Below are 13860 nucleotides of genomic sequence, written 5' to 3'. Positions count from 1 at the left end.
TTCAGACGCGGGTCCAGCGCTGGTTGTTGCCTCCGTCGCAGGTCCAGATGCGTGCCTTGGTGCCGCCGACGGTGGCGGCGACGTCCAGGCACTTGTTCGCGCCGACGGCGGTGATCGTGCCGTCGGTGTTCATGCGCCACTTCTGGTTGCTCTGGCCGTTGCAGTCCCAGATGATCACCGCGGTGCCGTCGGCCGTGCCGGCGCCGTTCACGTCCAGGCACTTGCCACCGTAGACCCGCAGCTCGCCGCTGGAGGTAGCGGTCCACTGCTGGTTCGCCTGGCCGTTGCAGTCCCAGATCTGCACCTGCGCGCCGTTGGCCTGCGAGGCGCCGTCCACGTCCAGGCAGCGGTTCGACGCCGCGCCGCGCAACGCGCTCGTGCCGCCGGAATCGCCGGTGGACAGGGTGAAGGCGTCCACGTCGAACAGGTAGCCCTGCCCTGTCGGGCCGCGGAAGACGAGGTAGAGCGTCGTGGTCCCCGTCGGCGCGCCGCTGAGTGAGGCCGAGACGTCGGTGAAGGTGTCCCAGCCGCCGGTGCTCGTCACGGTCGCGGTGCCGAGCAGCGTGCCCGTCGCCGAGCCGGCCCGCACCTCGATCCTGCCGCCCGCTCCCGCCGACGACACGCGGGCGGTGATCCGCGTCGCGCCCGAGAGCTGGTACGGCTGGAAGGAGATCCAGTCGCCGTCGTCGATGAAGCCGGCCGTCACTCCGCCCTCCGCGGTGGTGTGCTCGGCCGTCTGGACGCCCTGGTGGGCGCCGAAGTGCTCCGCCTGGCGGTGCCGCGGCTGCAGGGTGCGGGCGCTGGTGGAGGTGAGGCCACCGCCGTCGGTGTACGACGCCTCGAAGACCCCGTAGATGTTGGCCGCGGAGTCGTGCTCGCCGTCCACGGGCACCGCGATGGAGCCCGAGCAGCCGGTCGTGGAGGTGATCTGGTGCCGGTGACTGTCGTGGCCGAGGAAGTAGGCGACGGTGACCTCGTCGCAGTCGATCGTGCCGTCCTCGGGGTCGCTGACGGTGACCTGGAAGGGCACGGTGTCGCCGAAGGAGAACAGCCGCCCGTCCGCCGGGGTGGTGAGGGTGACGGTGGGCGCGGTGTTGCCGACGGTCACGATCACGCTCGCCGTGCCGGTGAGGCCCTGCGGGTCCCGGACGGTGAGCGTCGCCGTGTAGGTGCCATCCGTGGAGTAGGTCTTGGTCGGGTTCGCCGCCGTGGAGGTGGTGCCGTCGCCGAAGTTCCACGCGTACGTGAGCGCGCCGCCCTCCGGATCCGAGCTGCCCGCCGAGGAGAAGGCCACCGTGAGCGGCGCCGGCCCTGACGTCCTGTCGGCGGACGCCTTGGCGATGGGGTTGCGGTCGGCGTTGCCGATGTACTCGATGCGGTAGAGGGCCTGGTTGTTGCTGCCGGTGCCGTAGTCGAGGACGTACAGGGCTCCGTCGGGGCCGAAGGCCATGTCCATCACCTGCGTCCCGGACCAGGGGAAGGCCGAGATCTCCCCGTACCCGCCGTCCTGCGTGACCTCGATCGCCTTGATCCAGCGCCGGCCGTACTCACCGGCGAAGTACCGCCCGTCGAGTGACGGGGGGAATTTGACGGCCGAGTTCAGGTCGGGGTCGTAGCGGTAGACGGGGCCGCCCATCGGCGACTCCGACCCGGAGCCGAACTCGGGCGGGCTGCCGGCGTCGCCCGCGTACCGGATCCAGGCGGGTTGCGCCGGGGGCAGCGTGGTCAGGCCGGTGTTGCGGAAGGAGTCGTTCGTCGGCCCGCCCGTGCAGTCGTACTTCGGGCCGGTGCTGTTGGTGGCGAAGTTCCACGCGTTGTAGGTCTCGGCAGTGGTGTTCGTGCCCGTGCAGTACGGCCATCCGTAGTTGCCCGGACCGGTGACGCGGTTGAACTCCACCTGCCCGCTGGGCCCGCGGCTGGAGTTGGTGACGCCCGCGTCGGGCCCGTAGTCGCCGAGGTAGACGACCCCGGTCGCCTTGTCCACGCTCATCCTGAACGGGTTGCGGAAGCCCATCGCGTAGATCTCCGGCCGGGTCCTCGCCGTGCCCGGCGGGAACAGGTTGCCGGCGGGGATCGTGTAGGTGCCGTCGGGCTGCGGGGTGATGCGCAGCAGCTTGCCGCGCAGGTCGTTGGTGTTGGCGGCGGAGCGCTGGGCGTCGTACTGCGGGTTGCGGTTGGTGCGCTCGTCCAGCGGAGAGTAGCCGCCCGACTCGAACGGGTTGGTGTCGTCTCCGGTGGTGAGGTAGAGGTTGCCGTCGGCGTCGAAGTCGATGTCGCCGCCCACGTGACAGCACTGGCCGCGGTCGTTCGCCACCCGCAGGACCACCTTCTCGCTGCTCATGTCGAGGGTGTCGTCCGCGTTGAGGGTGAAGCGGGACAGGTGCAGCTCGCCCTTCCACTGGTCGAACTGGGACTGCGTGCCCGTGCTCGGCGCGTCGCCGCCGGGGGTGTTGAGCCGCGGCGAGTAGTAGAGCCAGAGGTGCCGGTTGGTGGCGAAGCCGGGGTCGGCCGCCACTCCCTGCAGACCCTCCTCGTCGTGGGTGTAGACGTTGAGCCGGCCGGCCACCTTCGTGTCGCCGGCGGCGTCGGTGACGCGTACCGTGCCGTCGCGTGCCGTGTGCACCACCGACCGGTTCGGCAGCACGGCCAGCGACATCGCCTCGCCCAGTTCGGCGCCGCCCGAGGCGAGGGACACCTGCTGGTAGTCGGACGGCGGGATGTCGAGCGCGTTCGCGGGGGTGGCGGTGAGCGCGAGTGCTCCGGGGATGATGAGCGCCATCGTGGTCAGCGAGGTGAGCCACAGACGTCGGGGCATGAGTGTTCCCTCCTGCGGCAGGAAGACCGGTCAGGGTAAGCGGTGTCAGGAGCGGGTCCACTTCTGGTTGGTGCCGCCGTGGCAGGTCCAGATGTGCACCCTGGTGCCGTTGGCGGTGCCGTGGCCGCTGACGTCCAGGCACTTGTTGGCGCCGACGGCGGTGATGCTGCCGTCGGCGTTCAGCGTCCACTTCTGGTTGTTCTGGCCGTTGCAGTCCCAGATGATCACTGCGGTGCCGTCCGCCGTGCCCGCTCCGTTCACGTCCAGGCACTTGCCGCCGTACACGCGCAGCTCACCGGCGCTGGTGGTGGTCCACTGCTGGTTGGCCTGGCCGTTGCAGTCCCAGATGAGCACCTGGGCGCCGTTGGACTGGGAGGCGCCGTCGACGTCCAGGCACCGGTTCGACCCGACGCCCCTGAAGGCGCCCGTGTCGTCTCCCGGGGACTGGCCCTCGGGCCCGGCGGCGGCGATCACGGCCTGGGCTCCGGCCGGCCAGGCGCCGTTGGCGACGGTGACATTGTTGTTCACCACGTTGCCGCGGTCGCCGTCGGTGACGTTGGTGCCGCCGTTGGTCGACCAGTTGCCGGTGACGGTTAAGTCCCCCATGTTCTCGCCGTACCAGTAGTTGGCAGTGGCCCAGGTGCCGGTGTTCGACAGGACGTTGTTCCTGACGGTGTAGTACCGCGAGCCCTCGTCGAAGTAGATGCCGAACCAGCCGTTGGTGCGCAGGCAGTGGTTGTCGCTGATCACCGCGCCCGGATTCCACGAGAGCGTGTAGATGCAGCCGCCGTCGGTCATCTGCTGCATGACGTCGTGCACGTAGTTGCCGACGAGCCGGTTGCCGGAGGCGGTCGTGGGCGTGGTGTAGCGCGGCTGGAAGTCGTACAGGCCGCGGTCGGCGTAGTGGGTGCTGCCGCCCGGCTCGTTGGCTCCCCAGCCGTACCCGATCGACATGCCGGTGTACGGCAGGTTGTAGACCTCGTTGTGGGACACGTCGGTGCCGGTGACGTACGTGGTCAGGACCGCGACGATGCCCCGGTGGTCCAGGCCGAGGTCGTGGATGCGGTTGTGGCTGACGGTGATGTTCCGGTTGACCATCCGCTGGTCGCTCGGGTGGTGCGCGTCGCCGCGCACGCCGCCTGCCACGACGCCGCCGGCCGCGCTGCGGGCGATCTCCGACCGGGTAACCGTGATGTCGGAGGCGCCCAGGCCGACTCCGCTGGCGTGCGCGTTGGCGTCGTTGCCGATGCCGATGGCCGTCTGTCCCAGGTTGACGAAGCGCGAGTCGGTGAAGGCGACGGTGTTCGCCGCGGAGATCTGCACGGCGGCGGGCATCTGGTACCAGTTCGGCCGGGCCGCCTCGAACTGGCGGCAGCCCTGGTGGCAGGAGGTGAAGGCGGGCCAGTTCCAGTCGCCCGCTATGTAGGCGCCGGTCTGCTGGTCCACGTAGCCCTGGTCCTGGCCGGGGCCGAGCCAGCTCGTGCCGGTGAAGGTGATCCCGCTGAACGTGATGTGGTGCGCGGGCGCGTCGTAGGTTCCCCCCACGTGCACCAGCGACTGGAGCACCGGCAGCTCCACGCTGACATCAGCCATGTTCTGCCCGGCGAGCGGGATGTAGGACAGGGCGCCGGTCGCGGGGTCGAGGTACCACTCCCCCGGCGAGTCGAGGAACTCATAGGCGTTGACCAGGTAGAGCGGCCCCGCGCGGTGCGGGCTGGTGAAGGTGTCGTAGCCGAAGTTGTTGTTGTTCCAGGCGGGCTGCCGCATCGTGATGAGGTTTCCGCTGATGCTCCGCACCGGCGCGTACCGGTCGGTGAACGAGCCGATGCTCTCCATCTCCACCCGGCCCTGGTCGGCGAGGTTGTTCAGATAGCTCAGCGCGCCGCTGGTGAACCTCATCCCGGTGCTGCTCGCGGTGAAGTCGGACCGGTTGACGGCGGTGCGCGCCCGGGTGGCGAGCGCGCCGTCGACGTACAGCTGGCGGGTGTCGATCCCGGTTGCGACGTCGGCGCGCCAGATGTTCTTCCCGGCGTCGGCCAGGGTCCATCCGGTGACCGCCCTGGCTCCGCTGATGACCGGGACGGCCCCCGCCGCGGCCTGCCATCTGACGGAGTAGCCGTTGTCGCCGGAGTCTGCGGCGGTCAGCCGGAGCGGCGAGGACCGCCGGTACACCCCGCCGGCCAGCTCCACGACGATGTCACCGGACATCCCGGCGTTCAGCGAACGTACCGCCGTCTGCGCGGCGGCCAGCGAGCAGGGCTGGCCGGAAGTGCAGGCGGTGCCGGTGCCGGCAGGTGACGCGTACAGGGTCGTGGTGGCCGCGCGGGCCGGGGACACGGGGGCGACGAGGACGAACGCCGCGGCCAGCGCGGCGGCGACGACGCCGATCAGGACCGGTCTCAGCATCGTGACGGGTGGCGGTAAGGGCACGGTGGTTCCTTCGGGGGGTAGGCGTATGGCCAGGTCACGCCCTGATCATCAGGAAGGCCGCGCCATTGCGGGATCGAGCGGACGTGGAACGCCGGCCTCGCTCCCCATTACCTTCGCCGCGGGCATACCCGTCAAGCCCTTAAGCCTTCCTATTTCCCGCCTCGGACACCGAGAGTGCGGCCGTTCTCGGCGTTCACCAGTATCAACACCTGTGACACCGCATCTCCGCATCCGCGACCTCGGATGAACCGTTCATAATGGTTCATACTCATCGTGCAGCTCTGGCGGCGGTGAGAGTCGACTCCTGCGTCATACCATTGCAGGGAACGGCGAGGAGGAAGCACCGTGACTGAGGCGCCGCGCCAGAGCGGATACCGGCCGGGCTACGAGGTAGCGGCCGAGCAGGTGCTGGAATTGATCGTCAAGCTCGGTCTGCGTCCGGGCGACCGCATGCCGACGGAGCTCGAACTGGCCCGGCAAGTCGGCACCAGCCGCACCGTGGTGCGCGAGGCGGTGAAGATCCTCTCCGCGCTCGGCCGCGTACGCGCCCAGAAGGGCCGTGGCCTGTACGTGGCCGACGACGAGGGGATGTTCGGCACCGGACGCTGGGGGGCCTTCTTCCTCCCGACCGACCTCGACCACGTCTACATGCTGTTCGAGTTCCGCCGGACGCAGGAGATGGAGACCAGCCGGCTGGCCGCCCGGCGCGCCACCCCCGCCGAGCTGAAGGCCATCGAAGAAGCGGCCGGCCGGTGCCGCCGCGGCTTCGAGACCGGACGCGAGGACCTGTTCAATGAGGGCGACGACGCCTTTCACAACGCGGTCGCCACCGCCTCGCACAACATGTTCCTCCACGTCGGCGTGCGGGAGGCGCGCAGGCTGCAGGCGCAGTCGAGCATCATCGGCCTGCACGGCTCGGTGGGCGGGCACGCCGCCAAGGCCGTGGAGGAACACGAGGCCATCTACGAGGCCATCCGCGCCGGCGACCCCGAAGCGGCCGCCCAGGCCGCGGCCACGCACATCGACAACACCCTCGACGACTACCGCAGGGAGATCCAGCAGCGCCTCTTCTCGTCCCCCTGATCCCGGCAGGGGCTCTGCGCCGCAACTCACCCCGGGGACCGCGTCGCGGAGGGGTCTGCGAAGTTGACGAAGTACCCCGCCGGTCCGACTCCGGTCCACGCCTCGGCGAGGTCGTCCCACCGGAGAGAGCTGCGGCTGCAGCGCCGGCCCGCAAGCGTCCCGCCGCACGAATCCGGCTGAAAGTTTCACGGCGGAGGGTCGACGGCGGCCGCGGCGGCCCCTCCTGGTCAGGCGGAGGAGCGACGCCCTCTTCCCGGTCCACGGTCCTTGACGCCGATCGGGCTGAGGCTTGACAGCTCTCGTCGTGGTCGTATTTGCTCCGCTGCACCATCGCCGACAACCGCCGCAAAGAAAGGAGGAGACCGATTACGGCGGTATTGAGTTAGCGCTAACATCCGATCGTCCGGCGACCCGGAGAAGCGCAACCGAATGGCGTCGTTCCGCATAGGCCCCCGAAACAGGAAACGCCGACGGCGGCGCCGGAAAAGGCAATACGAATACTGCCCTTTCACGTGTGTCACCACGACAACGGCAAAGGAAATTGCGTGATGTCGAGGCTCAGGTCCCTCTTCACCGCCATCGCGTCGGCGGCGCTACTCATCGTCGCGGCCACGGGGCAGCCCGCGCTGGGCGACAGCGCGAGCCCGTCGAGCACGATGCGGAGCGCCCTCGCGCCCACCGCGGGATGCGGCAAGACCCCGACCCTCAGTAGCGGTACTCATACGATCACCACGAACGGCAGGAATCGAAGCTTCGTCCTGAGGATTCCGGACGGCTACAACAACACGACGCCCTACCGGCTGATCTTCGCCTTCCACTGGAACGGCGGCACCGCCAACGACGTCGACTCGGGCGGGACCAGCGGCTACCCGTGGTCCTATTACGGACTCCGGGCGCTGTCGAACAACACCGCGATCTTCGTCGCGCCGCAGGGCCTCAACAACGGCTGGGCCAACTCGGGCGGCGAGGACGTCACCTTCGTCGACGCCATGATCCAGAGGATCGAGGCGGACCTCTGCGTGGACACCGCACAGCGCTTCGCCCTGGGCTTCAGCTACGGCGGCGGCATGAGCTACGCGCTCGCGTGCGCCAGGGCGAACGTTTTCCGCGCGGTGGCGGTCTACGCCGGAGCGCAGCTCAGCGGCTGCAGCGGCGGCACGCAGCCCGTCGCGTACATGGGGTTGCACGGCCTGAGGGACTCGGTGCTCAACATCTCCGCCGGCCGCTCGCTGCGCGACCGGTTCGTCAGGAACAACGACTGCACGCCACAGAACCCGCCGGAGCCCGCCCAGGGCAGCCTGACGCACGTCGTCACCTACTACTCGGGGTGCCAGACCGGGTATCCGGTCGCCTGGGCGGCCTTCGACGCGGGCCACACCCCCGGTCCCGTGGACGGCAGGCCCGGCGACTTCGAACCCGGTGAGAACTCCTGGACCAGGCCGGTGGTCTGGGACTTCTTCACCCAGCTGGGAGGCGGCACCCAGAACCCGCCGGACACGGGCACCTTCAGGGGCGTCGGGTCGAACCGGTGCCTGGACGTCGACGGCGCCTCCCAGTCCAACGGCGCCCAGGTGCTCATCTGGGACTGCAACGGCCAGGCCAACCAGCAGTGGACCGCCACCGGCTCGGGTGAGCTGCGCGTGTACGGCGGCAAGTGCCTGGACGTGAACGGGGCCGGCACGGCGGACGGCACCGCGGTGATCATCTGGGACTGCAACGGCCAGAACAACCAGAAGTGGACGCTGAACGCCGACGGCAGCATCACCGCCGTCGGCGCCAACAAGTGCCTGGACGTCAGCGGCCACGGCACCGCCAACGGCACCAAGGTGCACATCTGGACCTGCCACGGCGGCACCAACCAGAAATGGACCCGCTCCTGACTCTACGGACGCCGGCCATCGGCGCAGGCGGACCCGGCGCCGCGGTGGGGCAGGCGACCCGGAGCGGTGCCGGGTCCGCACCCTGATCACGGCCCGATCCCGCTTGAGCAGGCCCGATGATGACGACGTTATCCACGGCTGCTCCGAGGAAATGGGGGAATTCCCGCTCAGGATGACTCGCCCCCGGCGGCTTCGCACCTTCGAGATTGATGTCCTGTTTCCGGGGAGTCGGCGTGCTGGTCGATGAAGGTCACGAGTGCGTGTGTGGCCGGTCGAGCTCGGCGATGCTCCTATGTCGTCAAGCCGCCATGGCCATCTTGTGCTCGCTCGGCTGCGAGGCGGTGGCGTCGGCATTGGAGCCGGAGGCTACGTCGAGTTCGGTGATCCGTACGTCGACGCCGAGGTCGGCGAAGCGCTGTCCCACTTCATCTCGTTCTCGGCGGTGACTTGGTTGAACTCCCGGTTCAGGATGTTCACGTACGTCGTGTCACCGAGCTCTCCTGCGGCGATGGCGGCGCCGAAGTAGCGGCCGCCCCGCTCGGCCGCCGAGGCGCCCAACGTGGAGGCGGCGTTCACCGGGCTGGGAGCCCCGCAGACAGGCCGGCAACGACCAGTCCGGCGGCGAGGATGGATAAGAGTCGTTTCATCAGGGCCTCAGACCTTTCTGGTGAGTGCACCCGAGGTCAGGGGGTGGCGAGGTCGAAGCGGCGCACGGTGACCGCGCCGCCGAGTGACCGGGTGGCGTAGTTGAAGATCCCGAAGCGGTAGCCCATGAAGAACTGCCAGGCGTTGTTCAGCGTGAACGCCGGGCCGAGGCCGACGAAGGTGCTGCCGTCGGTGCTGTAGGAGAAGCGGGCCTGTCTGCCGGAGCCCGGGCGGATGTCGGCGTTGACCCGCAGCCAGATGCGACCTCCTGAGATGTTCGCGCCTGCCGCCTCGGTGCCGGTGCCGGTGGTCTGCCACGAGCTGTTCATGGTCAGGCCGTTGGTCATCACGACCCGGTCGACGCCGTTGTCGCGTTTGACGCCGATCCACGCCGACTGGTCGCGGAGCATGGCCAGCCCGGCGCGGTCGCCGTTGGCCAGCTGCGAGTAGTCGAGTTCGATCGTCGCCGTCGAGGACGGGCCCTGAATGCGGTGGGTCAGTGTGTTGCGGGCGTTGTAGAGGTCGTTCGTGACGGTCGCGGTCTGCAGGCGCAGGCCGTTGCCGGTGGAGAAGCGGCTGGTGTCGGGGTTGTGGTTCCATTCCCAGCGGTGGCCGAGGCTGGGAGAGGTGAAGGTGTCGGGGCCGATCATGGGCGCGACGGTGCGGCTGGTCTGGATGTTCGGCTTGGGGTAGGTGGCTCCCCAGGCGCCGTTGACGATCTGGAGGGTCGGCCAGTCGCCGGTCCAGGTGATCGGCGCGAGCGCCGGGACGCGGCCGCCGGGGTAGGCGTCGACAAAGGACATGTAGTACCAGTCGCCGTTCTGGGTCTGGACGAGGCCGCCCTGGTGGGGGACACCGCCGCCGGAGATGGGGCCGGGCAGGTCGAGCAGGACCTGGCGCATCTCGTACGGGCCCCACGGTGAGGTGGAGCGGAGCACGTACTGGCCGTTGGCGGGGCGGGTCAGCCAGATGTAGTAGTAGCCGTTGCGCTTGTAGAAGCGGGCGCCCTCCAGGGTGCCGACGCTGCTAGGGGTCTGGAACACCTGCTGGGCGCGCACCTGGCCGAGCCCGTCGGCGGAGAGCTGGGCGACGCTGATGGTGCCGTTGCCGTAGGCGACGTACATGGTGTCGTCGGTGTCGATCAGCAGGCCGGCGTCGTAGTAGCAGTTGTTGATCTGCGAGCGTTTGGTCCAGGTGCCGTCCACGGCGGAGGCGGTGTAGACGTAGGTGCGGTTGAACTCGACGCAGCCGATCCAGTAGTAGGTGCTGTTGCTGGGCCGGTAGTTCAGACTCGAGGCCCAGATGCCCTTGACGTACGCCCGGCCGCCGCTGAGGTCGTAGGCGCCCGAGCCGAAGTCGAGCCGCGGGACCGAGTGGCCGGCGTACTCCCAGTCGACCAGGTTGTAGGAGCGCAGGATCGGCGCGCCCGGGGAGTAGTGCATGGTCGAGGCCGAGTAGTAGTAGGCGTCGCCGACCCGGATGATGTCGCCGTCGGCGAAGTCCTGCCACACGACCGGGTTGGCGTAGGAGCCGCCCGTGCCGGTGGTGACCGGGACGAGCCGCCATTGCTGGTTGGCGCCGCCCCAGTCGTCGTACTGGACGATGTTGGCGCCGTCGGCGGTGGAGGCGTTCTGCACTTCGAGGGCCTTGCTGCTGTGGCGGTTGATCAGGCGGACATGGCCGCCGTCGGAGTCGGCGAGCCTCCATTGCTGGTTGGTGCCATTGAGGTCGGCCCATTGCACGACGGCGCCGCCGTTGGCGGTGGAGAAGCCGGAGACGTCCAGGACCTTGCCGGAGTGGCGGGACTTGATGCGGTAGTGGCCGCCGCCGGAGTCGACGAACTGCCACTGCTGCTGGTTGCCGTTGTTGCGGGTCCACTGGGTGATGCGGGCGCCGTCGTTGGTGGCGAGGTTGTAAACGTCCAGGGCCTTGCCGCTGTTGCGGTTGACCAGCACGTACCAGGCGTTGGTGTCGACGGTTGCGGCCGACGCCTGGGGTGTGAGGAAGACGGTCACGAGCAGCAGGGACGAGATGACCGCGAGCACGCGTCTCACAGGAACCTCCAGAGGGTGGTGTTCGCGCCGTTGTCGTCGGCGCGCACGACCTGCGCACCTTGGGACGTACCGGCGAGGCCGAGGACGCGGCCGCCGTTGGCGCACTGGATGCGGAAGGTGGCGCCCGGCCCGTAGCGCAGGCGCCAGCGGTGGTCGGCGGTGCCGGTGTCGGCCCACTGCAGGGCCAGGCCGCCGTCGGCGGTGGACATGTCCCGGTTGCCGAGGGCCGGCCCGCTGGCCGCGTTGACCAGCCGGAAGGTGGCCTGGCCCGTGCCGCCCTGACCGCCGGTGTTCCAGTAGACGACGTAGTTGTGGCCGTGGGCGTCGTAGAACGGGCGCAGGTTGACGGGTCCGCCGCTTGCGGTGGCGGTGAAGGCCAAGGCGGTGGTGCTGGTCCGGATGATCGAGGAGGGGGTCAGGGTCGGGGCCGACGACAGGCTCGTGTCGCCGTAGTCGCCGGACAGCACGACCGGGCCGTAGGTGACGGCCTGCACGCCCGGGTTGTCGTTGGCGGCCTTCATGACCACCCGCTCGGTCAACCGCACCGTCACCGTGTCGCCCGGCGTCCACGACCGGGTGAGGTCGGCATAGCTGCCCGGCGTGACACTGATGTTCTGTTGCACGCCGTTGACGCTGACCGTCGCGCCCTGAGGCCAGGACGGGATCCGGATCCGCATCGTCCACGACCCGCTCACGTTGCCGGTGACCTGGAGCGACGCGGTGTCACCGACCGGGTAGGAGGTGGTCTGGGTGACGGTGATGCCACGCCGGCTCCAGTCGAGAGTGGAGGACACGAACAGGTTCACGAACAGGGTGGTGCCGTCGTGGAAATAGATCGAGTCCATCAGCTTGGTGTTGGTCTCGATCCCAGTGCCCTGGCAGCACCAGAAGGAGGTGTAGTCGGCGCTCCAGGTGCCGCCGCCCCAGGCCGGGCCGACACCTCGCCGCCCGCCGGGGCCGCCATTGGCCGCCGCGCCGCCGGTGGACAGCCGGTGGTTGGCCTGGAAGACGTACAGCAGCCGGTCGACATCGACGAAACGCAGATAGGACAGCGTGCGGCTCTGGTTGTCCAGCCATCGCCCGGAAGCCGGCCGGACCTGACCCAGATCGAACTCGTAGGCCGACACGCCGATGTCGGGCCTGGCCCACGGGATGGCGGCCAGGGCGGGCGACGCGCCGGCCACCTGACCGGTGACCGAGAGCGCGGCGGTGGCCCCAGTGGCCTGGAAAAGCTGGCGACGGCTCAGAGACATGGGGTGCTCCAGAAGGGAACGGGGGATCGAGCGGCCGGCCAGTGCCACTGAGGCCGACCACCGGCTTACCTCGTCAGGCCAATGGATCGGCTACCTACCAGCGTGAACCGGACAGGGAGCGCATGATGGTTCCTCCAAGTCGGGTCGGTTCGATACGAGCACTGGAGCGCCTCTCCCTTCATCGGCGAGATCAAGGAGTGGTCATGTCCGATCCCTCGCGCTGGGTGTCGGGCGGGTGCAGCTGTTCGCGACAGGAGCGACGGCGGACAGGTCCGTGAGTATGAGCCAGTGCTGTTATCGCTAACATTCAGAGCTTCGGATCTGCATGGCCTCCTCTGTGGGTGTGTCGCGGAGTACATCCGACTGCCGGATCCGGCGTCAACGCGTCTAACGCTTGCCGACGGGGGGCATCGCAGCTGACGCGTGCTCAGCCTGGACAATCATCAGGACGATGATCGGGATGCACCGCCTGCCGATGTGAAAGTTTCACATAAGTTACCCGGCGAGTCCCGCGATGGGAGCGGCTGCCGACTATGACGCTGATCGGCGAAACGTTCACCAGGTAGCGCGCTGGATATGGGGTATCAAGGTGGCTCCGCCCTGCTGTACCGCTACCTGGGCCAAGGACGCGCCGAAAATGCCCAGCCGCCGCCCTCACCCCGCCGCGTCGCCATCTGGATCATGACCGACCCCGCACGCCTCAGCCCCGGCCACACGGCACGGCTACAAGACGTGCTGGACATCTGCCTGGAAGTCAGCTTCTCGGCCCTGAAGGGACCGAGCTTGCAGCTCCTCGCCGTCGATGGCTTCGACGGCTCAGGCCGCGTCAGGCAGCGTGACTCACTGCCCAGCCCGCCACACCGCGTGAGGCGATGTTGCGGGCCGCGTTGACGTCGGCGTGCTCAGCGAAGCCGCACGACGTGCAAAGGAAGGTCTCCTGGTCTGGCCTGTTCTTCTTGTCCACATGCCCGCAGGCCGAACACTGCTGGGAGGTGTAGGCGGGGTCGATGTGGATCAGGGCAACCCCGTTGCGGGCCGCCTTGTAGGCGATGAAGCTTCCCAACTGGTGGAAGCTCCACGAATGCAGGGTGACCCGCTGGGGCTTGCGGAGCCGTACCCGGTCACGGATGCCCTGGAGGTCTTCCAGGGCGATCCCCTGTCCGGTGCGTTCTGCCTCGGTCACGATCTGCTTGGCGATCACATGATTGGTGTTGGCGGCGAACCGCGCCTCCTTGCGGCGGCGCCGCTTCAGCAGCCGCTTGGCGGATTTGGTCTGTTTGGCCTGCAAGCGGCGGCGTAGTTCGCGGTTGCGGTGGCGAACCGCGTTCAGGCCCTTGCCGCAGTGCCGGGTGCCGGTGCTGGTGGTGGCGATGTTGGCGATGCCCAGATCCACGCCCAGGAAGCCGTCTGGGACCGTCACCGGCCGGTCGGGAAGGTCGCAGGTCGCCATCAGGAACCACATGCCGTCCCGGCAGACCAGGTCGGACTCGCCCTTACGGTAGGCCGACAGCAGCGTGATCTGGTCGGCGGAGGCAGTGAACGTCAGGCTCTTCAGCCTCCCGGTCACCGTCCAGATCGACACCGTCCGTGCGTCGATCTGCCACGACAGGCATCGGTCGTCGAACGGCTGGGCGGCGTCGGGGCGGAAGGCGATCGGCTTGGATTCGGCCGGCGAGCGGCGGGTGGAGCCCGCCTTGCCC

At 68.8% G+C, this 13860-nt stretch carries 9 protein-coding genes; 2 read left to right on the top strand and 7 right to left on the bottom strand.

Annotated features, from left to right (window positions below; all coding sequences use genetic code 11):
* Window position 1 precedes the first annotated feature (1 nt).
* Window positions 2-2815, bottom strand: coding sequence for a PQQ-dependent sugar dehydrogenase (locus E1295_RS13515; RefSeq protein WP_132630612.1), 2814 nt, complete (start codon window positions 2813-2815; stop codon window positions 2-4).
* Window positions 2816-2860: 45 nt separating this feature from the next.
* Entirely contained in the window at window positions 2861-5245 is a 2385-nt protein-coding gene (locus tag E1295_RS50860) for an RICIN domain-containing protein (RefSeq protein ID WP_246080021.1), read from the bottom strand.
* A 345-nt stretch (window positions 5246-5590) separates the two neighbouring features.
* On the opposite strand from E1295_RS50860, the gene E1295_RS13505 reads away from it, so the two are divergent.
* Together E1295_RS13505 and E1295_RS13500 are read left to right on the top strand one after the other, a co-directional pair.
* On the top strand, window positions 5591-6328 hold the full coding sequence (locus E1295_RS13505) for a FadR/GntR family transcriptional regulator (protein ID WP_132630611.1): 738 nt from the start codon (window positions 5591-5593) through the stop codon (window positions 6326-6328).
* Window positions 6329-6876: 548 nt separating this feature from the next.
* Complete coding sequence (locus E1295_RS13500) at window positions 6877-8208, top strand: RICIN domain-containing protein (protein ID WP_132630610.1); 1332 nt, start codon at window positions 6877-6879, stop codon at window positions 8206-8208.
* 298 nt (window positions 8209-8506) lie between these two features.
* On the opposite strand, the gene E1295_RS50085 is transcribed toward E1295_RS13500, so the two are convergent.
* The 5 genes from E1295_RS50085 to E1295_RS13480 all read right to left on the bottom strand — a co-directional run.
* Window positions 8507-8632 carry an endo-1,4-beta-xylanase gene (locus tag E1295_RS50085; protein WP_166427210.1) on the bottom strand — a complete coding sequence of 42 codons (126 nt, stop codon included), beginning with the start codon at window positions 8630-8632 and terminating at the stop codon, window positions 8507-8509.
* Window positions 8575-8784 carry an endo-1,4-beta-xylanase gene (locus E1295_RS13495; RefSeq protein WP_246080020.1) on the bottom strand — a complete coding sequence of 70 codons (210 nt, stop codon included), beginning with the start codon at window positions 8782-8784 and terminating at the stop codon, window positions 8575-8577. The genes E1295_RS50085 and E1295_RS13495 overlap by 58 nt, the downstream gene beginning before the upstream one ends.
* A 107-nt stretch (window positions 8785-8891) precedes the next feature.
* Window positions 8892-10907: a family 43 glycosylhydrolase gene (locus E1295_RS13490; RefSeq protein ID WP_220448686.1), complete on the bottom strand. Its 2016-nt coding sequence runs from the start codon at window positions 10905-10907 to the stop codon at window positions 8892-8894.
* Complete coding sequence (locus E1295_RS13485) at window positions 10904-12160, bottom strand: RICIN domain-containing protein (RefSeq protein WP_132630609.1); 1257 nt, start codon at window positions 12158-12160, stop codon at window positions 10904-10906. Before E1295_RS13485 ends, E1295_RS13490 begins: the two co-directional genes overlap by 4 nt.
* An 826-nt stretch (window positions 12161-12986) precedes the next feature.
* On the bottom strand, window positions 12987-13860 hold an 874-nt coding region (locus E1295_RS13480; protein ID WP_132630608.1), incomplete at its 5' end, for an RNA-guided endonuclease InsQ/TnpB family protein.

The organism is Nonomuraea mesophila (assembly GCF_004352805.1).
In the GTDB taxonomy this organism is placed as follows: Bacteria; Actinomycetota; Actinomycetes; order Streptosporangiales; family Streptosporangiaceae; genus Nonomuraea; species Nonomuraea longispora.
The sequence above is the reverse complement of the archived record's forward strand: the minus strand, read 5'-3'. Positions and strand labels throughout refer to the sequence as shown.